Here is a 21380-nt window from a genome sequence, read left to right as displayed (position 1 = left end):
AAGTGATTTATTTACAGGTGACTTGAGTAAGCCAATCCATTAAGCTAAGCGGTCTATAAAACTAAGCCGGTTTATGTTGTTAGGCTTAACAAATAAGCGTTAAAACGCGTACAAAGCGAGGTTTACTCGCTAATAATTAAGGTTAACTTTTTATGCATTGGTATTCTATTTTACCGCCGCTAATTGCGATTGCTATCGTGTTTTGGCGAAAAGAAGTGATTATGGCGCTACTTGTTGCTGTTGCTTCTTCTGAGTTTTTACTCGCCTTTCAGGGCGAAGGTAATAGCTTGTTTGATACTTTTTTAAATACCATTGAACGTATTATTTCGGTTGCCAGCTCGCCAGGTAATACACGCATATTAATATTTAGTATTTTAATTGGTGCACTGCTTGCCTACATTCGCGAATCTGGCGGCGTTGCAGCAACTGTTAATATGCTAATGAACAAAGGCATTGCAAAAAGTAAGCGCCAAGTGGGCTTTTTAACCATGTTTACCGGCATTGCGGTGTTTATAGAATCTAACCTGAGCGTACTTACCTCGGGTATTTTATCGCGTGGTTTGTTCGACAAATTTAAAATGAGCCGAGCGCGTCTAGCGTACATTATTGACAGCACCAGTGCGCCAGTGTGTATTTTAATACTACTTAACGGCTGGGGCGCATTTGTACTTGGTTTGTTAGGTAACTACGAGCTAGGTGAGTCGGCTGTATCGGTATTGTGGGGCAGCGTAGGGTATAACTTTTACGCCATAATCACCCTTGTTATTGTTTTTTACACAATCGCGTTTGATAAAGTGCATGGCCCAATGAAAGAAGCCGAAGAAAAACTAGAGCTTCAAACAACCGACTTAAAAGATGAAATAAAAGCCTCTAAAGCGCGTTACATGTTAATCCCGCTTATTACGCTCATTACCAGCATGGTTGGCTTTATGTATTACACCGGTAATGGTGTGTTGGCAGAGGGTAGTGGCTCTAAGTCAGTATTGTACGCAACGGTTTTAGCCATTGTTGTCGCTTACTTTTTAATGATTGGTTCTCGTAAATTTACGCACCATCAATTAGTTGATACCGGTTTTAAAGGTATGGGCGAATTAATGCCGCTAGTCGCTATTGTACTGCTTTCGCTTACACTTGGCGCAAGCTTAAAAGAGCTTGGTACTGGCGTATTTGTAGCGTCACTTGTTGGCGACTACTTACCTATTTACCTAATAGTACCGGTGCTGTTTTTAACCGGCGCGGTTATGTCGTTTACTACAGGTACATCGTGGGGTACGTTTGCTATATTAATTCCAATTGGTGTGCCACTTATTCAAGCGCTAGGTTTACCACCGTCGCTTGTGGTAGGTGCTATTTTGGGTGGTGGTATATTTGGCGACCACTGCTCGCCTATATCCGACACCAGTGCTGTATCGGCTATTGCATCGGGGTGTGACTTACTCACCCACGTTAAAACGCAGCTACCGTATGCCTTATTTGGTGGTGGCCTTACGTTTTTAGCTTACTTAGTAACAAGCATTATTGTTTTATAAAATTTGATTATTTAAATACTCAAAAGCCTGCTTAGTCGCAGGCTTTTTTGTTTTCAAAATAAATAAAGCTAATTAAGATAGAGCCAAGCAATACCAAACTCAAAGGCTCTATAATTATTAGAAAAACTATTTAATTATAGACTTAATTACCCGTATTTATATTTTTTAGGTTATTGTATAGCATGAGCTTTAAGCTTTTTAATAGCTATAAATTCTTACTTTTCAACTCATATAAGGCTGTAAATCCACACTATGTTTGCAATTGATAATATCATTCTCGTTAGTGCCATATTAATTTTACTAGGAGTGATCTCGAGCAAGTTATCTGCACGTGTTGGCTTACCTGTGCTGGTGCTATTTTTACTTGTAGGCATGCTCGCAGGTGAAGACGGTATTGCAGGTATTTCATTCGACAACGCAGAGGCTGCACATGCTCTGGGTACTCTTGCGCTTGCCATTATTCTATTTGATGGCGGCTTACAAACGCCTACCAGTTCAATTAAACAAGTGTGGAAACCCGCGTCTGCTTTAGCAACCGTCGGGGTGTTATTTACCGCTGTAATTACAGGCCTTGTGGCCACTTATATTTTAGACCTGCCCATATTACAAGGTGTTTTACTGGGCGCTATTGTTGGCTCTACAGATGCTGCAGCAGTGTTTGCGCTTTTACGAAGTGCGGGTATTCACTTAAACAAAAAGCTTAAATCTACGCTTGAAATAGAAAGTGCCTCGAACGATCCAATGGCTATTTTTCTAACGGTTGGTTTGTTAGAAATGCTCGTTAACGACATGCCAATAGGGCTGGATTTACTACAGTTATTTGCTCAACAAATGGGTGTTGGCGCTATTTGTGGTCTTTTAATTGGTAAGGTATCGGTTTGGTTTATTAATCGAATTAAACTAAATGCATCGGGTTTGTATTTAGTGATGGTAACTGCATTTGGACTGCTTTCTTTTGGCCTTTCTGCAACGCTCGGCGGCAGTGGGTTTTTAGCTGTATTTATAACAGGCGTGATTTTAGGTAACAGTAAATTTGTATATAAACGCGGTATTTTTCTTTTTCATGACGGCTTAGCATGGCTTGGGCAAATAACCATGTTTGTTGTATTAGGACTCCTTATAAACCCATCGTCGTTGGTTGATGTATGGTTAGAAGGACTGCTTATTGCACTGGCACTCATTTTTGTTGCTCGCCCATTAGCTGTAGCGCCTATTTTAAAACTGTTTGGCTTTAATAATCGCGAAACCTTATTTGTATCTTGGGTTGGCCTTAGAGGCTCAGTACCCATTATTTTAGCTATATTCCCATTACTATTTGGCCTTTCAGGGGCTGAACTTATTTTTAACGTTGTTTTTTTCGTGGTGTTAATTTCAGCCACGTTGCAGGGCTCAACAATGCCTTGGATGGCTAAAAAACTAAATTTAGTAGAGCCGCCACCTGATTTGGCTGCTGCAACGCTCGAAATCACAGCCCTGAACGATATTGATATAGAAATTGTAGAATACACCTTAAGTGATGTTTCTCGGGTTTCTGGGCGCAGCTTGTCACATGCGGCACTTCCTGAGAGTGTGGTTGTTGCTATGATCACGCGGGGTCCGTCAATCATACCGCCACGAGGTTCAACTAAGTTAAAAGCAAATGACCACTTATTTGTTGTTTTAAAACCAGATAACAGACCTTTTGTTGATTTAGTTTTTACAGCAACCGATAAAACAAACCATCAAGATAGCCATTTAGCGCACAACGAACTTAAAGTGAAAGGGGTAACGTTGGTAGGCGATATATTTTACTCTTATCACATGCAAATAGACGCCCCAGAAGAGATAAGCTTGGAAGAAGTGATTAACCAAAAGCTTTCAGGAGAAGTCAGTAAAGGCGATATTGTTGTTATTGGCAATGTGCAAATACGCGTTATAACAATGGTACATACACGCATAGTTACCATTGGCTTAAAGTACTTAAATAATCCAGAAAAGCGACTTTTAAAGCAGTAATCATTAACAATAATTTGTTTAGCGCTAGGCTCACGTTTATAGCGGACGTAGGTTGGGTTGAGTGACACGAAACCCAACGGATCGCCAATGCAATGAGCACACCCAAAGCTAGTTATATGTAGTGTTTGTTGTAGGCGCTTAGCTTGCTGGCGCGTTGGGCGTTAGTCTTATTTTTTGCTTACTTTATTACAAGAATTATTGTTTTATAAACATTCAGTACTCAAAAGCCTGCTTATTGCAGGCTTTTTTGTTTCGGCTATACGCCTATCTTTTAGTACATCGTTTTACAGCCACTAAAAAATGCCAAGTAAAAGTTAAAAATAAAATATGGTAAATCAAAGTTACGAACTCCATCCCCTCTTTTAAAAATCTACCATATGGTGGTATTCCTTTGGCAAAGGTGTTACCAATATTCGCAATGCAAATTATGTATTCATTTAAAGGTTCATATATTTTATACAAGTAATTATTTTCATAACCTAAAATAGAAAAATAATAAATAACTGATGTCATCACCATTAAAAATAGTGGAGTAAATATACTCGAACCAAAATTTGATATACTTTCATTCAGCCATAGGACAGCTTTTTCGGCTGACAACCCCTTTTTAGCTTTGAGCTCCTCCTTGTACTTTTTCATTTCTAAAGCGAAGTACTTATTAGCTTCAATTTGATTCCCTATCTTATCGAATGAATGCTTTATGATTCTGAAGGTTTCTCTGTTTGTATTTTTGTAATTTATTTCTGCATTTAAAAAATTTGGTGACTCCTTTAAATTGGTATGTTCAAAATCTAACCCATTATAAAATTTAGCTTTTCTAAAATTAGTAAAATTAAGAAACGTAACATATTCAAATTCAATTTTTTCTAGACATGTATTATCGATGCAACCAAATTCACATTTTTCAAAGCCCGAAAAGTCATCAAAAATACTTTGATTCATCTTAAAATGGTTAAATTTTGTTTTGTAAGCATCGAATAATGACTTGAAGTTAACATTAGATATCAGAGTATATTTAATAACACACTCTTTAAGCTCAACTTTTCCTTTAAATACTATACCGTAAATTTTTAATGTGCCTACCTCACTTTTATTAAGAGATAATTCTCCCTCAAACTCACAATTCACTAAATTTAACTCAGGTATTTTTTGGATATATCTATCAGTATTATTGAAAATATTTTTTTTGTAAGTACCTCTAAATAGTGATAGATGCTTATTAAAGATACAGTCATTAAATATGTGGTTTTCTAATTGAAGAGTACTCCTTGAGTCTTCCATTAGTGAGCTTGTAACTTCTCTTTGAAAGGTACAGTTTTGAAAAAGTGTTTGATAACTAATATCTTCAATGATTGAAAATGGATAAATGTACCATGTGTTTTTAAATATACAGTCTTGGAAAAAAAGCTGAATGTCAGGTAAGTTTAAACTGTCAAAACTTATCGTCGAATTATCAAAATGTAGTCCTTTGAGCATTTTGAAGAGCTCAAAATAATCAAATGCGTCTCTTGGATCTCTATCTGGAAACTGAATATCTTTTAGATGGATTATCATTTGTTTTAGAACTTCGACTCTTTCATGAGCTGGCACTTTGGATTCACTAAAAGCCTCATTCAGAATAAGTCTTCTTAAATCTTCGTAGAAATCTGAAAGTTTTTCGCTCATTCGATCAGTTGCATAATCACCTTTGTTACAATGAAGAGAGCATTTATCGTGATATTTAGCATCCAGTGCACAATTATTGTGAATACAAATCTTAGACAATTTTATTTCCTTATTCTTTGACCCTTAGTTATCCATGATAGACCTAATACTAGGGCGATGACATGAGAAGTTAGCTTAAATATATGGAGTACAACTTTAAATATAAAAATTAACTAGTATCTTATGGGTCTAAGCCCTACACCGCCTAACCCCAGCTCCCGCATGTTTAAGTGCAATAATCTGCCCTTTGCCGTTATGCGCCATAGCTAACATATCACCCGTATTTAGACCACTTTCAACCGCGTGTTTACCTTTTAAATCACTCAACAGCGAATGCTTAATTTGTACGAGTACCTCGTCATTACAGCTGGCTATGTACCAGTCGTTATCTACCTTCACTAGAGTGCCGTATTCTATATGGCGCTGTTGGTGGCGGCGTAAATCGTTAGCTAATTGGCTGTCGAGTGCGTGTTTTTGTTCTGTGATAGAGCTTGCGTAGCTACCAGCTTGGTTTATTTCGTGTGTTTTAATAATTGAATAGTCGTGAATGTCTATAGTGTTAAATACGCTGTTAAGTACGGTTTTAGGCTCTGTATTTATTACGTTGTTATTATCAAACACAATAAAGGCGAACACACCGAGTGCGCAGGCTAGGCTGGTTAGCTGTAGCGTAAAGCCGATCTTTTTAGGCTTAGTGTGGGTGGCTTTATTAAGTAACGCTTTTTTCTGATCGCTTGTAAGTGTAGTGCGCGCTTTTCGCTCTTTGTAGTGTTGTGTGAGCTTTTGATCAAGCGGCTCATCAGGCTTGTTCATTGTTTGCTCCTAATAAACGTTTAAGGTTTTGCTTGGCATAGCGCAGCCTTGTCTTAATAGTCTCAAGGCTGCTCTGCGTTATAAGTTCTATGTCGGTGAGCGAAAAGCCTTCTTGTTGTAAAGTAATGGCTTCGCGTTGTACAAAGCTGAGTTGTTTTAGGGCGGCGTCGAACGCGTCATAGCTTATGTTTGAGCTGCCTATATGCGAGTCTCCACTAGTTAAGTCACTGCTATTTAAGTCGCTTTCGCTTTTATCATTTTGTGCTGCTAAATGCGTGTTTTCGTCAAGCTCTACAAAGTGTTGTTGCCTGCGGTATTCGTCAATGAGTGTGTTGCGGGCAAGTTTAAACAGCCACGCTTTGGGTGTGGTTTGCGCTTGGTAAAGGTGGCGTTTTTCGATTACTTTTAGCCATGTTTGTTGGCTTACGTCGTATGCTAAATGCGTATTAGATTGAGTAACAAGGTAGTGGTATAAGTCGTTACTGTAGAGGGCAATAAGCTGCTCCAAGTAACGATTGTCGCCACTTTTTGCGTAACTTGCCATGCAGTCCTTGCTTGGCGTTTCAAATAACCATGACTTAATACTTAGTAGCATAGGCTCATCGCTTTTATTGTTGTAATTTGAAGTCGAGTTGTACGGTTTGACCTGTTTGTAATTGTGCCACACCTTCAATTACTTTGGGGCGATATTTCCAGCGTTTAATTGCTCTTATTGCTTCGCGATCAAAGGTACGTTTTGGCTCGGCGTTAATAACTACTGGGTCGATTACTTCCCCCGTTGGCGAAATACTAAAACTTAGTTGCACCCAACCTTCAATACCATCGCGCGCTGCTGTGGTTGGGTATTTAGGGTTTATGCGCACTATGGGTGTTGCATCCCCTGTTGGGCGATTAATGGTGTTGTTAATGTCGCCACCAAAATCGTCAATTGTAATCGGCGTAAAGTCGCTAATTGCCAGCACAGGATCGGCTGATGTATCAAGCGGTGGAGCTTTTTGCGGCACTTTAGGCATTGGCGGTGGCGGCTGTATTTTTTGTATATGCCTTAGCTTTGAATCCTCAGGGAGGTGAAAAATCTCTACTATAATATCGCCCCCTGGTTTAACCGGTGCGCGTTGCTCGCCACTTATTAAATATTGCATAAACGCAAAAGCTGCAAAGGTCATTGCGGCGCCGCCAATAACGGCAGTCGATGTTTTAATAAATACTGGGTTGTTAGGTACTTCAAGTGTGTGCATAAGCCGCTCCAAATTTTATTGACCACTACAATTAGGGTATTTTCAAAGCTATAACGGGTGGCAAATCAAAAAGGGGTGAAATAATTTTATAAAAAATGTGGGGTTTAGTTACAATAGCCATTCGCAAATATTAAAACTTAACTTTTTAGGCTGTTATGCAACTCATTGAAATAAATAAAGCGCGTTACCGTAAACATTTAAACCGTGTTATTGCAGGATGTGGTATTGGTTTGGCGGTAGGCAGCTTGGCTATATCGCAAACGCTGATTGCTTTATTTCCTGATGAAAGTGGTAGCCACTTTCATTGGAACTTAATAGGCGTTGCTATTACTAGCGTTGGGCTTGCGTGGTTACTTCATAAATATCGTACACATACGTTTATGACAGAAGTTGTTTATGTGTGGGAGCTTAAAAAAGCACTTAATAAAATAACCCGTAAAATGGCTAAGTTAAAAGCCGCTGGCCGTGAAGGTAATGCCGATGCGTTATTAGCGATTCATTATAGCTACGCGGGCTCTCGGTTATTGTGGCAGTTAGACGATAACCTAATCACTATGGACGATTTAGCCATTAAACAAGCTGAGCTTGAATCTGTTGCAGCGCAACATAACGTAATGCTTAACGTTGAAGATTACGAAGAAAGTATTTTAAAACAGTTTTAAAACATAGGTTTTTAAATTAGTTAGAGGAGCCTTAATGAAAAAAGTACTCATAGTTTGTTTAGGTAATATTTGCCGCTCGCCAACCGCAGAGGCGGTATTAAAAGCCCGTGCTAAAAAGCTAGGTGTTAACGTTAAAGTCGATTCGGCAGGGACTATTGGTTACCACGAAGGTAAAACGCCTGATAGTCGCTCAATGGCTGCAGGGGAGAAGCGCGGTTATAGTTTTAAAGGTATTTATTCACGTAAAGTACGCACAAGCGACTTTACTGAATTTGATTTAATTTTAGCGGCCGATACGCAAAATTTAGCTGATTTAACAGCGCAATGCCCTGAGCATTTACGCTATAAGCTGGCGCTATTTTTAGAATATGGCGAGCAAGCCCAAAGCGCTATTCCAGATCCTTATTACGGCGGCGATGATGGCTTTGAAAATGTGCTCGATTTAATAGAAGCGGCTAGCGATAAAATACTCGCTAAAATTTAATCCCTATTTTATTACTAAAGCTAAATTTAACGAGCTTTTTGTCGTATTGCACAGCGTCCCTAAAGTAAGTACATTTTATGCTTACTCAAAGGGAACTTTATGAAAATAAAAATATTACTACTCACTTTATCTATCGCTTCTTGTTCTACTTTTGCTAACGATGTTAGTTTTTCGATTGGGGGTGGCTATCCTTACTTAGTTATTCCTGAAGTGTCTTTGTCGGCTAACGACGACACACAACGCTGGTATGCAAACTATAAACTAGGCCTTGATGATGGTTTTTCAGCCGGTTTTGAACAAGCAGTTAGCGATAATAAAAAACATGCTTTTGGCGCGCTTGTAGGTGCAATTGGCGCAAGAGATACAGACCAAGAGTGTGAAAGTTCAACTAATGATGTAGCAACTGACTTTGCTAATACGCTAGGTTGTGTAATTGGCGGAATTTTTGATGAAGAAACAACAAACGGCATAGGGCTTACGTACAGCTATAACTTTAATGGATTGAACAGCGCTGGTTTTAGATTAGAGCTAGATGTGGGCTATGGTAAAGCAAGCGACAGCAACGAAAAAAGAGCCGATGGCGGTATTAGCGTAAGTTACGAATTTTAACTACGTAGAATTTGTATTAGTTGGTATTAAAAAAGGCGCATAAAGCGCCTTTTTTAATGAGCCGCTTTTAGTGGCGGTTAATTTTAAAGTCGAGTTGTACCTGAGAAATAGCGCTAACGGGTTTGCCATTTTCAAACTTTGGCGCGTAACGCCATTGCTCAAGCGCTGCTTTGGCTGACTTTTCAAATGCGCTGCCGCCTTCAGAGCTAAGTACTTTTGGGTTTTTTACAAAGCCAGCTGCGTCTACCTCAAACTCCATAATAACGCTACCATCGGTACTAAATCTGGCTTTGTGCACTGGGTATTTAGGATTAACACGATAGAGTGGTGTTTGCTCTTGCGATTCTTTCCATGGCACCATTTGAGCGATAGCGAGGCAATGTTTAGTTGCTTCTTCGCTTTTGCCTTGTTTTTCGTACAGACCTACAAGTTTAGAGTGAGCGGTTAGCTCAGCACTGTGATCGTATTTTAAGTTATCGTCAAACGCGGTAACTATGTTGTTTAAGCGCTCAATTGCCTGATTATATTTTTTACTACCTTCGGCAAATGCGGCTATTAAAAAATTAGCTTTAATTTGCTCTACCGAGCTACTAGGCAGATTTTCACGGTAGTATTCGTCGGCTTCTTCTAGGTAGTTTTTCGCTTCGCGATATTTTTTAGAGCTAAACTTTTTAGCAAGCAGTGATGCCGCTTCTAGTTTCATGTCGGCTACAAACTTAGGCTTATTTTGTGTTTTAGCTATATCTATTACTTGTTCTAAAAAGTTAGCTGCTTTGTAAGCTGATGTTGTGTAGTTAGCTTGGCCGAGTAGTGCATCAATTGTTTCTATTGATAGTTTACCGTGGTTTGCAGCTAAAATAGTATGGGCTTCGTTATAGAGTGCAAAACGCTGTTCGTTTAGCTCATCGCCGTAGCCTTTTATTGCTTTAGCGTAATTAATAGCTAAGTTGGCAGTATTGTCGTCGCTTTTACCGTAAACGGCTTTACCTGATGTGTAAGCAAGTTTGGCAGTTTGTTGTACGTTTTTGTCTGCTTTAACTGCTGCTAAATAGCTTTGGTATGCTTGGCTAAATACCGTTTGAGGATCGCTTGCTTGGTTGGCGAGTGCTGTAGTACTTAAAGTTGTTGCGCTCAAAGCAGATAAACTTAAGCCTATAAATAAAGCGAGTTGCTGACGTTTCATAATAATCCCTATTAACTTTTAAATTGAAACTAGGTTGACGTAATTACAACAGTTTCTTATTAATATAATTTTTGACTGAATGGTAAAACTACTTAAAGGCGTTCAAAATACAGTTCAGCTTGAGTTGTTGCATTTACAGGTTTTCCATTTTTAAACTTTGGAGCGTAACGCCATTTTTTAACAGCGGCTATCGCTGATTTTTCAAACGCTTTAGAACCTTCAGAACTAATAACCTTAGGATTTTTCACAAAGCCATGGGTATCAACAGTAATCTCTAATATAACTATTACATGACTTTTAGTTTCACCGCGAGGGTATATAGGCTCGGTTATGTAGAGTGGATTTTGCTCTGAGGTATTTTTCCAGTGCGTATTTTTAGCAAAGGCTAAGGCGTGTTTAGTCGCTTTATCGCTTTCATCTTGTTTTTCATATAGCTGAACTAAGCCAACATGCGCATTAAGCTCAAAGCTTTGATCTAAATTTTTATATTTATCAAATAAGCCAACTATACGGTTTAGCCTTTTAGTTGCTTTGTCGTAATCTTTACGGCCACTCTCAAATGAAACCATTAAAAGGTCAGACTTTATACGCTCTACTGCATTATCAGGTAGCTGGGCTTGGTAATATTTATCTGCATCTTGAGCATATTTTTTCGCTAAAGAATATTCGCTATGGCTAAACCCATAAAGTAATGTTTCTGCAGCTTCAAATTGCATATTAGCGACAAGGCCAGGGTCATTTTGTAATTCAGCGATTTTAATGAGTTGCTTAAAGTTTTTGACTGCGGTATCTGATTTATTCGTATGAGTGGCTTTGGCTAGTAGCGTATCCATAGTCTCTATTGAGTTTTCGCCATAGTTTTTAACTAAAATACGGTGGGCCTGTGAATACAAATCAAACCGTTTCTCTTCATTACCATACCCTATAGCCACAAGGTTCTTTGCAACATAACTGTTGATGGCTTTAGCGTAGTTAATAGCAAGCTTTGCCGTTTCATTGCTATTTTCTCCATATAGAGCGAGCCCTTTTTGATAAGCAAGTTGTGCTTCTTTTTCAGCTTGTTCTTTGGCTGCAACGAATGCTGAGTCAGTTTCTTCGGCGTTTGCAGATACAACTTGAATGCTATTTACTTGGTTTGCGAAAGTGTAGTTAGCAAAGGCTAATAAGCTTAATCCTATTGATATGGCGATCTGTTGGTGCTTCATAATAATCCCTATTATTTATTAGCCCATAAAATTACCAAAACTATCAAGGCCTGTCATTATTTTAGGTAAATTAAAGTAAACAAGCGAAGTTGTAATATTCGGGTTATTAATTGCTTAACAATCATTGAAAATAACGCCTGTCGTCGCCATATATTTGCCATAAACAGTCTTGTACTACGGTGTATTTATCCTATTTTGTGATATTATCACTTTATTGTCGTGTCGTAGTTATTTAAATATTTGGATTTGTCGTGGCGCAAGTAAGAGCAAGAGTCCAGCTTAATGTTGGCAGAAATAGTGATATCCCTGCAGAAATAATCTCATTTACTGATTTAAAAGATGGTAAAGAACATATTGCTATGGTGTTTAACAACGCTGATACAGAGCAAGATGTACCGCTTATTCGTATGCATTCAGAGTGTTTAACAGGCGATGTATTTTACTCATCGCGTTGTGATTGCGGCGAGCAGCTAAATGAATGTATTGAAATGATGCACGAGCAAGGCGGTATTTTATTGTATTTACGCCAAGAAGGCCGTGGCATTGGTTTATACAACAAAATTGATGCTTACGTACTGCAATCGCAAGGTATGAACACCTACGAAGCTAATAATCATTTAGGCTTTGCTGATGATTTACGTGATTTTTCGGATGCTGTGTTAATGCTTAATGCGCTTAATTTAAGCCACGTTAAATTAATGACCAATAATCCTAAAAAGCTTAACGCATTAAAAGATGCCGGTATTAATGTTGACTCGGTTGTGGGCACGCATGCGCACATTAAAGCGGGTGTTGCGGGTAATAAATCGTACCTAGAAACAAAAATTAAACATGGCGCGCATATGTTAGATATTAAGAAAATTAAAAAACCTTAATCATTTAATTACGTTTCGTCTATTAATACCCCCTCACGCCAAGTTATACTTGGCGTGTTTCGTTTTAAATTAAGAGCAAGTATGTCTACACAATTACGAATTTTTAAAGCCGATGCAGGGCTAAAGTGGTTAAAAGCCGGATGGCTTATTTTTAAAACCCAGCCAGCAACCTTTATTTTTATGCATTTATTTATTGGTATTGTAGGGCTGCTGTCTTTATTTTTACCGCTGCTGCAAGTAGTAGCAGCACTAGCTACGCCATTTTTAACCGCAGGGTTTTACCAAGCGGTGCTTAGTAAGCAGCAGGGCGGAAAAATTATGCTAGCCGATATTCTCAAGCCATTTACGGCTAAGGGAAATCGTTTAGGGTTATTGCGTTTAGCACTTTATCAGATGGGTGCGGGCATTTTAATGGCGTTACTTGCTAATGGCTTATTTGCCGATGCAGTGGCTGTTATGAGCCAACCAGGACTAGATCCAAATGTAGCACTTGAACAAATGCTTGAGAGTATTTCGGGCGCGAATGTCATTTTGTTTTTTATGGCAATGCTAATTTATTTAACGGCGTTTGCTTACGCTGTACCGCTTGTTTATTTTAGTAAAGAAACACGTATTTTAACGGCGCTTAAAAAATCGTTAATGGTGTTTTATCATAACATTTTGCCACTTGGCGTTTTTGGCCTTATTTGCGCATTATTTATGGCGCTTTCGATGTTCTTATCGTTCTTACCACTGTTGATTTTAATGCCGATTTGCTACATTAGCTTTTTTGTATCTTATCAAGCCATTTTTATGCCTGTTGTACCACCAAGTGACGACATTAATGTTAAGCCACTTAGTAGTGAAACAAGCGGGCGTTTTGACGCTTAATGGATGATAAATTAAAGCAAAAACTAAAAAACTATGTACTTTGGTTACTAGGGCGCCAAGAATATTCGCGTCGTGAGTTAACGCTCAAATTACAGCAAAAAGAAGCCACAGAAGAGTTTATTGAAACGCTGCTTGATTGGTGCGAAAAGCATAATTTTATTAACGAGCAGCGATACTGTGAAGGCTTTGTAAGAAAACACATATTTAAATGCCACGGGCTTAAGCGAATACAAAGCGAAGCTATGGGCAAAGGGATTGATCGTTCGCTACTTGAATTGGTAGTTGAAGAGCTTGAAGTAGATTGGTTTGAGCTTGCGCAGGATGCGTACAATAAAAAATATTCAAATACACCGCCAGATCTCGATTACAAAGATAAAGCTAAGCGCGTGCGCTACTTAATGTATCGGGGTTTTAGCTACGATGAAATTAATTTTGCAATGCAAGCACAGTAAATACAGGTGAGACTTTCAAATGCAGCACATGACTACCGCACAAATTAGGCAACAGTTTTTAGACTTTTTTGCCAGCAAGCAACATCAAATAGTACCTTCTAGCTCGCTTATACCGGGTAACGATGCCACGTTGTTATTTAACAATGCCGGCATGGTGCAATTTAAAGATGTATTTTTAGGCGCAGAAAGCCGCCCTTATACACGTGCGACAAGCTCGCAGCGCTGTGTACGTGCTGGCGGTAAGCATAACGATTTAGAAAACGTAGGCTACACTGCTCGCCACCATACATTTTTTGAAATGTTAGGTAACTTCAGCTTTGGTGATTACTTTAAGCAAGACGCGATTAAGTTTGCATGGGAGTTTTTAACTGAGGTAGTAAGCCTACCTAAAGAAAAACTTTTAGTAACTATTTATCATGATGATGAAGAAGCGTTTGGTTACTGGGCTAACGAAATTGGCTTACCAGAGGATCGTATTATTCGTATTGCGACCTCAGACAACTTTTGGTCTATGGGCGATACTGGCCCGTGTGGTCCGTGTTCTGAAATATTTTATGATCACGGCGAGCATATTTGGGGCGGGCCTCCGGGCTCTCCTGAGGAAGACGGCGACCGTTTCATCGAAATTTGGAACCTTGTATTTATGCAATACAACCGTCAAAGCGACGGTACAATGTTGCCTCTACCTAAGCAATCTGTTGATACGGGAATGGGCCTTGAGCGTATTTCTGCTATTTTGCAGGGCGTGCATTCAAACTACGAAATCGATTTATTTCAAGGCTTAATTGCTGCTGCTGCAAGTGTTACTAATGCACAAGACATGGACGACAAGTCACTACGCGTAGTGGCCGATCATATTCGTTCGTGTGCGTTTTTAATCTCTGACGGTGTTATGCCATCTAACGAAGGCCGTGGTTATGTACTGCGCCGTATTATTCGTCGTGCTGTGCGCCACGGTAACAAGTTAGGTGCACAAGGTTCGTTTTTCTATAAATTAGTTGCGGCGTTAATTGAGCAAATGGGTCAAGCGTACCCAGAGCTTGCTAAGCAACAAGAAATTATTGAAAAAGTATTACGCATTGAAGAAGAGCAGTTTGGTAAAACACTTGAGCGTGGCTTAGCTATTTTAGAAGAAAGCTTAAGCGACCTTAAAGGCGATATTATACCGGGCGACTTAGTATTTAAACTTTACGATACGTACGGTTTCCCAGCTGATTTAACGGCCGATGTTGCGCGTGAGCGCCAGATGACGATTGATCATCAAGGCTTTGAAGAGTGTATGGCTGTACAACGTAAAACAGCGCAACAAGCGGGTAAGTTTGGCGCTGATTACAATGACCAATTAAAATCAGATAAACACACTGACTTTAAAGGTTACGACAGTACGCACTACAGTGCGACAGTGGTTGAGATTTTTGCCGGTGGCGAAGCTGTTCAGTTATTAGAAGATGGTCAACAAGGTATTGTAGTACTTAACCGCACACCGTTTTACGCTGAATCAGGCGGTCAAACGGGCGACACAGGTGCTATTACAGTCGCTGGTGGCGAATTTAATGTTACTAATACCACTAAGCTTGGTAATGCTTTTGCTCACCACGGTACTGTACAAGGTCGTATTGGTGTTAACGATAAAGTTGACGCCACTATTGATGATACGCGCCGCGACAGCATTAAGAAAAACCACACAGCTACGCATATTTTACACGAAGCACTACGCCAATTATTAGGCGACCATGTAGGCCAAAAAGGCTCACTTGTTCAGCCAGATCGTTTACGTTTTGACTTTTCGCATTTTGAAGCGGTTACTAAAGATGAGCTACGTGAAATTGAGCGTGTAGTTAATGACGAAATTCGTCGTAACTTTGCACTTAATACTGAGCTTATGGCTATTGATGATGCTAAAGCTAAAGGTGCTATGGCATTGTTTGGCGAAAAGTACGATGACGAAGTACGTGTAGTTACTATTGGCGACTACTCTATTGAGCTTTGTGGTGGTACTCACGTTGAGCGCGCTGGCGATATTGGTTTATTCAAAATTGTATCTGAAAGTGGCATTGCCGCAGGTGTTCGCCGAATTGAAGCGGTAACTGGTGCAGATGCTGTAGCGTACGTTAGCGAGCAAGAGCAACAACTTAGCGATGTTGCAGCTTTAGTTAAAGGCGATAGCGCATCGGTACTTGAAAAAGTAACTGCGTTGCTTGAAAAATCTAAAGGTCTTGAAAAGCAAATTGCACAACTTAGCGATAAGCTAGCAAGTGCAGCAGGTGCGTCTTTACTTGATTCGATTGTTGAAATTAATGGCGTTAAGCTACTTGTAGCAAACGTTGAAGGTACTGAATCTAAAGCGCTTCGCGGTATGGTTGATGACCTTAAAAACAAGATTGGCTCAGGTGTTATTGCACTGGGTGTTGCCAGTGGCGACAAAGTAAGCCTAATTGCCGGTGTAACGAAAGACTTAACAGGCAAAGTAAAAGCCGGTGAGTTAGTTAACCATATGGCAGGTCAAGTAGGTGGTAAAGGTGGCGGTCGTCCAGATATGGCACAAGCTGGTGGTAGTGAGCCACAAAACCTTGCTGCTGCACTAGATAGCGTTACAGCTTGGTTAACTGAGCGTACTTAAGCCTAAGTGGCGCTTATTGTTCAAAAATTCGGTGGCACTTCGGTCGGCTCAATAGAGCGAATTGAAGCAGTCGCCGACCTTGTTGTTAAAACCAGGCAACAAGGACATCAAGTGGTTGTGGTGCTCTCGGCTATGTCGGGAGAAACCAACCGCTTAATTAACCTCGCCAAACAAATTGATACTCGCCCGAGTAGCCGTGAACTAGATGTACTTATTAGCACCGGAGAGCAGGTTTCTGTATCACTGCTTGCTATGGCTATTATCAAACGTGGTCATTCAGCTGTAAGCTTATTAGCCGATCAAGTCAATATTCTAACCGACAACATGTTTGGTAAAGCTCGTATTGCTGAGGTTGCTGCTACGCGCTTAAAGCATGAGCTTGAGCATAATCGTATTGCTATTATTGCTGGGTTTCAGGGACGTGATATTGAGGGCAATATTACAACGCTTGGACGCGGCGGCACCGATACATCGGCTGTAGAAATAGCAGCGGCTATAAAAGCCGACGAATGCCAGATCTATACAGACGTTGACGGCGTATATACTACAGATCCTCGTGTTGAACCTAACGCGCGCAGAATGAGCCAAGTTACTTTTGCCGAAATGCTAGAGCTGGCAAGTTTAGGCGCAAAAGTTTTGCATATTCGCTCGGTAGAAGCTGCAGGTAGACACAATGTGCCACTTAGGGTGCTTTCTAGTTTTAATCCTGATGAAGGCACATTAATAAGTTTTGAGGAGAACGATATGCCAAGCAAGGTGGTATCGGGGATTGCGTTTAATCGTGACGAATGTTTAATTAAAGTAGATGGTGTGCCAAGCGGTACGCAATATCTTTCAAAAATATTGAAACTTTTTGCTGATAATGGCATCGAAATAGATATGATTAATCAAGTTAATCATATCTTTGAAAAAATAGACTATGCTTTTACTGTGCACTCGAATGATTATCTGCAAGCACTTGAATTATTGAGCGAAGATCAAGCTCAACTCAGTGCTCAAAATATAAGCGGATTACCAACGGTAGCTAAAGTTTCTGCTGTTGGAATGGGTATGAAATCGCATTCTGGTGTAGCAAGTTTATTTTTTGATGCATTAGCGCAGGAAAATATTAATGTGGTTTTAGTCTCGACTTCTGAGATTAAAATTTCAGTTTTAATAGATGAAAAGTACCTAGAGTTGGCAGTTCGTGCATTACACAAAGCATTTTTAACAGAAAATGGATAGATTGAGAGTTTTTACTTACTTTTCAGTCTAATTTTCATTAGTATGTTTAAGCGGAATCTTATAATTTTTATTGGAACATGGGAGCAAGAGAATGCTAATACTAACTCGTAGAGTAGGTGAAACCCTAATGATTGGTGACGAAGTAACAGTTACTGTTCTAGGTGTTAAAGGAAATCAAGTTCGAATCGGTGTTAATGCACCAAAAGACGTATCAGTGCATCGTGAAGAGATTTACATGCGCATACAAGCTGAAAAGTCGAACCCTAATCCGGGCAATGCTTAATCAACACGTATACGTAGTTGAGTAATTAACTCAACTAGTCAAAAAGCCACTCACTGAGTGGCTTTTTTGTTTATAAAAGCGAGTGTTTCTGGGGTTAGTATTTGTTTTGAAATGTACTGCATTCCGCTTTTATTTTTAATAATAATACCTTGCTGAGTATCTATTACTTCGCTTATGTCTTGCCAAGTTAGCTGAAAGCTTTTGTAATGATTAGCCGATTTAATGCCTTCTTCATCAAAGGTAAGTGTTACCTCTGAGCCTGACGCTCTGCTGAGCATTTGTCTGGTTACCCACCAAGGTCTGCGATAGTAAAAAGCGACGCACTCTAGTACACCTAGCATGATCATAAACGATCCTAAGTAATGATCGTTTAAAACATAAATGCCAAATAAACCAAGCGCAACGAGGAGTACAAGTAAAAAGTACTTAGGTTTGGCGCGCTTACTGTAGGGGAGTGACTCATCAAAGCACTCGTAAAAGTAAGGTTTATCTAGTGTGTAGGTTGTTGTAAATGCCATATTGCCTTGCTTTAAATATCGTTTTTTTTATTTTAACAAGCTAACCGCTAAATGAGCAGCTTTATAGTCAGTGACTTTATTACAGGCACAAAAAAACGGCCCTAAGGCCGTTTTTTAGCGATACAAGAAGAATTAACAGTTAGTTTCTTCAGCGTTTACGCCTTCTTTAACATTTTCACATGCATCTTCTACTTTGTTTTGCACGTCAGTTACTGCTTCGTCAATACGTTCGCCTGCGTCTTCTGCATGATTGTCTTCACAACCCATGATGAAGAAACTTGCGAATAGACCGATTAGTGCTGCTTTTACAGTTGTTGAATTCATAATGTAATTCCTTGTAAGTATTAATTAAATTTTAGTGTTTGTTAGTTGAATGCTTTATCTACCTGGGTGATTTACCACGTAGTGCACCTGAAACTAATGAGATCACTAAAAGTACTAAAAATATAAAAAATATAATTTTTGCTATACCAGCTGCGGCACCTGCGATGCCACCAAAACCTAACACTGCAGCGATTAAAGCAATAACTAAAAATGTAATTGTCCAGCGTAACATTGTTTTCTCCTTGGTTATCAAATTTGCTCACAATAACTAATGCCAGTTATATGCCAAAGTTTATTTTTGTTTTATATCAGCTAGTTATGGTTTTTAACTGTATTTTTAGTTATTAGTTAGTTAGTAATTTTTACGCTTTGTTATGTAAGTTATTCACACTGTTACAAGTTACCGGTAAATATTCACTAAAAATAATGTTTTTGGTAAGACCAATTAACAATTGATGTGTGTTTTTGTACTTATTATAAAATTTGGCGGTTATTTTTATTAAGTTGAATAGTTAATTAACAACTTCCATATAACTATTAGCTATAGTCGTTATTTTCTGTATGTATTGTAGGGCGCATGATTGCTGGGTTATGGCATGTAAATTTGTTGAGTGTTATGTTGTTTATAGTTTAATTGGTTTTACCAATTTACAAGATGTAGACAAAGCGACTAGTTTTGTTATTATCCAGTGAATAAATATTTAATTAAATCGATTTTTTATTTTCGATATGGGTTTCAAGGGGGAGAAAAATGGATATAGGTGCTCTACTCACAACGGCTGGTAGCTTAATGCTAACTGGTATGGTTGGGGTGTTTGTATTTCTGTCGATATTAATTGGTGCAGTAACGCTTATGTCTAATTTGGTGACGCGCTATAGCGAACCAGAGGCATCACCAGCTAAATCACCGTCTTTTAAATCTCAAGGTGTGCCTAATGAGCACATCGCTGCTATTAGTGCTGCCATTGCTCAGTACAAATCAAATAATAAATAAGGGGCACACACATGGCTAAATTAAAATTAACAGAATTGGTATTACGCGATGCGCACCAATCATTGCTCGCAACACGTATGCGCCTAGACGATATGCTACCTATTGCTAGCAAGCTAGATGATGCAGGTTATTGGTCTATTGAATCGTGGGGCGGTGCTACATTTGATTCGTGTATTCGTTATTTAGGCGAAGATCCTTGGGAGCGTATTCGTGCGCTTAAAAAAGCGATGCCTAATACTAAACAGCAAATGCTATTACGCGGTCAAAACCTATTAGGCTACCGCCATTACGCTGATGATGTAGTTGAAAAGTTTGTAGAACGCGCACATAAAAATGGCGTTGACGTATTTCGTATTTTCGATGCAATGAACGATGTACGTAACCTAGAAACAGCGATTAAAGCGGCTATAAAAGTAGGCGCGCATGCTCAAGGTACTATTTCGTACACGGTAAGTCCTGTTCATACGCTTGATATGTGGCTGACTCTGGCTAAGCAATTAGAAGATTTAGGCTGTCACTCAATTTGTATTAAAGACATGGCGGGTTTATTAAAGCCGTATGATGCTGAAAAATTAATTAAAGCACTTAAAGAAACCGTATCGGTTCCTATTGCTATGCAGTGCCACGCTACAACTGGTTTAAGTACTGCGACTTATCAAAAAGCGATTGATGCAGGCATTGATATGCTTGATACCGCTATTTCATCAATGAGTATGACTTACGGACACACAGCAACTGAAACTATTGTATCGATAGTTGAAGGAACTGAGCGCGATACCGACCTTGATTTAAACCATCTAGAAGAAATTGCTGCTTACTTTAGAGATGTACGTAAAAAATATGCGGCATTTGAAGGTAGCTTAAAAGGGGTTGATGGTCGTATTTTACTAGCTCAAGTACCTGGTGGCATGCTTACAAACATGGAAAACCAACTTAAAGAGCAAGGCGCGGCAGATAAGCTTAATGAAGTTTTACTTGAGATCCCACGCGTACGTGAAGATCTTGGTTTTTTACCTTTAGTAACACCCACGTCGCAAATTGTAGGTACTCAAGCAGTACTTAACGTGCTAACCGGTGAGCGTTATAAAACAATCACTAAAGAAACTGCTGGCGTATTAAAAGGTGAATATGGCTTAACACCAGCACCAATGAATAAAGAGCTACAAGAGCGTGTGCTTGATGGAGCAGAGGTTATTACTTGTCGCCCTGCAGATAACATTGCACCAGAGCTTGCAACGCTTGAAGCTGAATTATTAAAAGAAGCGCAAGAGCAAGGTTTAACACTTGCTGATGAGCAAATTGATGACGTACTAACTTATGCATTATTTCCGCAGGTTGGTTTGAAATTTATTAAAAATCGTAATAACCCTGATGCATTTGAGCCTATTCCTACCGTTGAAGATAAGAGCAATAAGGCAGCACCAAAATCGGGATCAAATAATAACAGCGTTAAAGCTGAGCAATACAGCGTAAAAGTAGATGGTAAAGTTTACGACGTAGTAGTGGCGCAAGGTGGTGAGCTAAAAGAAGTAACATTAAAAGACTCTGAGCACATTCCTCAGTCTGCTTCAGTTGCATCAGGTGAAACGCTTAACGCCCCTTTAGCCGGTAATATTTTTAAGATTAAGGTAAAAGCTGGGCAAGTTGTTAACGAAGGTGATGTAGTGATTATTATGGAAGCCATGAAAATGGAAACCGAAATACGCGCAATGCATACCGGAACTATTGCCGAAGTGTTGGTTGGTGAAGGCGATGCCGTAACTACCGGCGACGCTATGATTGCATTAGCTTAGGAGCA

Annotated in this window: 22 protein-coding genes; 13 read left to right on the top strand and 9 right to left on the bottom strand. The window is 39.4% G+C overall.

Annotation, left to right across the window (positions count from 1 at the left end):
- Positions 1-152: 152 nt before the first annotated feature.
- Together GQR38_RS06245 and GQR38_RS06240 are read left to right on the top strand one after the other, a co-directional pair.
- The gene (locus GQR38_RS06245; protein ID WP_007583783.1) at positions 153-1529 is read left to right on the top strand and encodes a Na+/H+ antiporter NhaC family protein; all 1377 of its coding nucleotides are present in this window, start codon (positions 153-155) and stop codon (positions 1527-1529) included.
- 252 nt (positions 1530-1781) lie between these two features.
- On the top strand, positions 1782-3524 hold the full coding sequence (locus GQR38_RS06240; RefSeq protein ID WP_024607631.1) for a potassium/proton antiporter: 1743 nt from the start codon (positions 1782-1784) through the stop codon (positions 3522-3524).
- A gap of 264 nt (positions 3525-3788) precedes the next feature.
- Here GQR38_RS06240 and GQR38_RS06235 read toward each other — a convergent pair whose 3' ends face one another.
- From GQR38_RS06235 to GQR38_RS06220, 4 genes are all read right to left on the bottom strand, one after another.
- Positions 3789-5288, bottom strand: a complete 1500-nt coding sequence (locus tag GQR38_RS06235) for a hypothetical protein (RefSeq protein WP_165722099.1) — start codon at positions 5286-5288, stop codon at positions 3789-3791.
- A 129-nt stretch (positions 5289-5417) separates the two neighbouring features.
- Positions 5418-6041: a hypothetical protein gene (locus GQR38_RS06230; RefSeq protein ID WP_165722098.1), complete on the bottom strand. Its 624-nt coding sequence runs from the start codon at positions 6039-6041 to the stop codon at positions 5418-5420.
- A complete protein-coding gene (locus GQR38_RS06225; RefSeq protein ID WP_101216854.1) occupies positions 6028-6636 on the bottom strand; it encodes a sigma-70 family RNA polymerase sigma factor in 609 nt (202 codons plus the stop codon). The genes GQR38_RS06230 and GQR38_RS06225 overlap by 14 nt, the downstream gene beginning before the upstream one ends.
- Positions 6637-6649: 13 nt before the next feature.
- Positions 6650-7279 carry an energy transducer TonB gene (locus tag GQR38_RS06220; RefSeq protein WP_165722097.1) on the bottom strand — a complete coding sequence of 210 codons (630 nt, stop codon included), beginning with the start codon at positions 7277-7279 and terminating at the stop codon, positions 6650-6652.
- Positions 7280-7434: 155 nt separating this feature from the next.
- Here GQR38_RS06220 and GQR38_RS06215 point away from each other — a divergent pair, with 155 nt between their 5' ends.
- The 3 genes from GQR38_RS06215 (at position 7435) to GQR38_RS06205 (ending at position 9034) form a co-directional block, all read left to right on the top strand.
- Entirely contained in the window at positions 7435-7941 is a 507-nt protein-coding gene (locus tag GQR38_RS06215) for a DUF3087 domain-containing protein (RefSeq protein ID WP_165722096.1), read from the top strand.
- A 34-nt stretch (positions 7942-7975) separates the two neighbouring features.
- On the top strand, positions 7976-8425 hold the full coding sequence (locus GQR38_RS06210) for a low molecular weight protein-tyrosine-phosphatase (protein ID WP_010555493.1): 450 nt from the start codon (positions 7976-7978) through the stop codon (positions 8423-8425).
- A gap of 99 nt (positions 8426-8524) precedes the next feature.
- Positions 8525-9034: a hypothetical protein gene (locus tag GQR38_RS06205; protein ID WP_007583799.1), complete on the top strand. Its 510-nt coding sequence runs from the start codon at positions 8525-8527 to the stop codon at positions 9032-9034.
- 67 nt (positions 9035-9101) lie between these two features.
- Here the strand turns inward: GQR38_RS06205 and GQR38_RS06200 are convergent, their stop codons facing one another.
- Together GQR38_RS06200 and GQR38_RS06195 are read right to left on the bottom strand one after the other, a co-directional pair.
- The gene (locus GQR38_RS06200; protein WP_165722095.1) at positions 9102-10217 is read right to left on the bottom strand and encodes an energy transducer TonB; all 1116 of its coding nucleotides are present in this window, start codon (positions 10215-10217) and stop codon (positions 9102-9104) included.
- A gap of 92 nt (positions 10218-10309) precedes the next feature.
- The gene (locus GQR38_RS06195; RefSeq protein WP_165722094.1) at positions 10310-11422 is read right to left on the bottom strand and encodes an energy transducer TonB; all 1113 of its coding nucleotides are present in this window, start codon (positions 11420-11422) and stop codon (positions 10310-10312) included.
- A 251-nt stretch (positions 11423-11673) separates the two neighbouring features.
- Between GQR38_RS06195 and ribA the strand changes: the two genes are divergently transcribed.
- The 6 genes from ribA to csrA all read left to right on the top strand — a co-directional run bounded on the left by ribA (position 11674) and on the right by csrA (position 17746).
- Positions 11674-12297, top strand: coding sequence for a GTP cyclohydrolase II (gene ribA / locus GQR38_RS06190; protein WP_007583803.1), 624 nt, complete (start codon positions 11674-11676; stop codon positions 12295-12297).
- 81 nt (positions 12298-12378) lie between these two features.
- Positions 12379-13167: a BPSS1780 family membrane protein gene (locus GQR38_RS06185; RefSeq protein ID WP_007378958.1), complete on the top strand. Its 789-nt coding sequence runs from the start codon at positions 12379-12381 to the stop codon at positions 13165-13167.
- Positions 13167-13619, top strand: a complete 453-nt coding sequence (locus tag GQR38_RS06180; RefSeq protein ID WP_121954069.1) for a regulatory protein RecX — start codon at positions 13167-13169, stop codon at positions 13617-13619. Before GQR38_RS06185 ends, GQR38_RS06180 begins: the two co-directional genes overlap by 1 nt.
- A gap of 19 nt (positions 13620-13638) precedes the next feature.
- Positions 13639-16239 carry an alanine--tRNA ligase gene (alaS, locus tag GQR38_RS06175; RefSeq protein ID WP_165722093.1) on the top strand — a complete coding sequence of 867 codons (2601 nt, stop codon included), beginning with the start codon at positions 13639-13641 and terminating at the stop codon, positions 16237-16239.
- A 6-nt stretch (positions 16240-16245) separates the two neighbouring features.
- Positions 16246-17463 carry an aspartate kinase gene (locus GQR38_RS06170; protein ID WP_007583808.1) on the top strand — a complete coding sequence of 406 codons (1218 nt, stop codon included), beginning with the start codon at positions 16246-16248 and terminating at the stop codon, positions 17461-17463.
- Between the two features lie 91 nt (positions 17464-17554).
- Positions 17555-17746, top strand: coding sequence for a carbon storage regulator CsrA (gene csrA / locus GQR38_RS06165; RefSeq protein ID WP_004587515.1), 192 nt, complete (start codon positions 17555-17557; stop codon positions 17744-17746).
- 50 nt (positions 17747-17796) lie between these two features.
- Here the strand turns inward: csrA and GQR38_RS06160 are convergent, their stop codons facing one another.
- The 3 genes from GQR38_RS06160 to GQR38_RS06150 all read right to left on the bottom strand — a co-directional run bounded on the left by GQR38_RS06160 (position 17797) and on the right by GQR38_RS06150 (position 18820).
- Positions 17797-18264 (bottom strand): YcxB family protein, encoded by a 468-nt coding sequence (locus tag GQR38_RS06160; RefSeq protein WP_007583811.1) that lies wholly within the window; start codon positions 18262-18264, stop codon positions 17797-17799.
- Positions 18265-18396: 132 nt separating this feature from the next.
- Positions 18397-18588, bottom strand: a complete 192-nt coding sequence (locus GQR38_RS06155) for a hypothetical protein (RefSeq protein WP_007378921.1) — start codon at positions 18586-18588, stop codon at positions 18397-18399.
- Positions 18589-18646: 58 nt separating this feature from the next.
- Positions 18647-18820 (bottom strand): DUF1328 family protein, encoded by a 174-nt coding sequence (locus GQR38_RS06150; protein ID WP_002961939.1) that lies wholly within the window; start codon positions 18818-18820, stop codon positions 18647-18649.
- A gap of 519 nt (positions 18821-19339) precedes the next feature.
- Between GQR38_RS06150 and GQR38_RS06145 the strand changes: the two genes are divergently transcribed.
- Both GQR38_RS06145 and oadA read left to right on the top strand, forming a co-directional pair.
- A complete protein-coding gene (locus tag GQR38_RS06145; RefSeq protein ID WP_007583814.1) occupies positions 19340-19582 on the top strand; it encodes an OadG family transporter subunit in 243 nt (80 codons plus the stop codon).
- A gap of 11 nt (positions 19583-19593) precedes the next feature.
- Positions 19594-21375: a sodium-extruding oxaloacetate decarboxylase subunit alpha gene (gene oadA, locus GQR38_RS06140; RefSeq protein ID WP_165722092.1), complete on the top strand. Its 1782-nt coding sequence runs from the start codon at positions 19594-19596 to the stop codon at positions 21373-21375.
- The last annotated feature ends 5 nt before the right edge of the window (positions 21376-21380 follow it).

This window comes from Pseudoalteromonas sp. c7(2019) (assembly GCF_011378625.1).
GTDB lineage: Bacteria > Pseudomonadota > Gammaproteobacteria > Enterobacterales > Alteromonadaceae > Pseudoalteromonas > Pseudoalteromonas arctica.
This window is presented reverse-complemented; position numbering and strand designations above follow the sequence as displayed.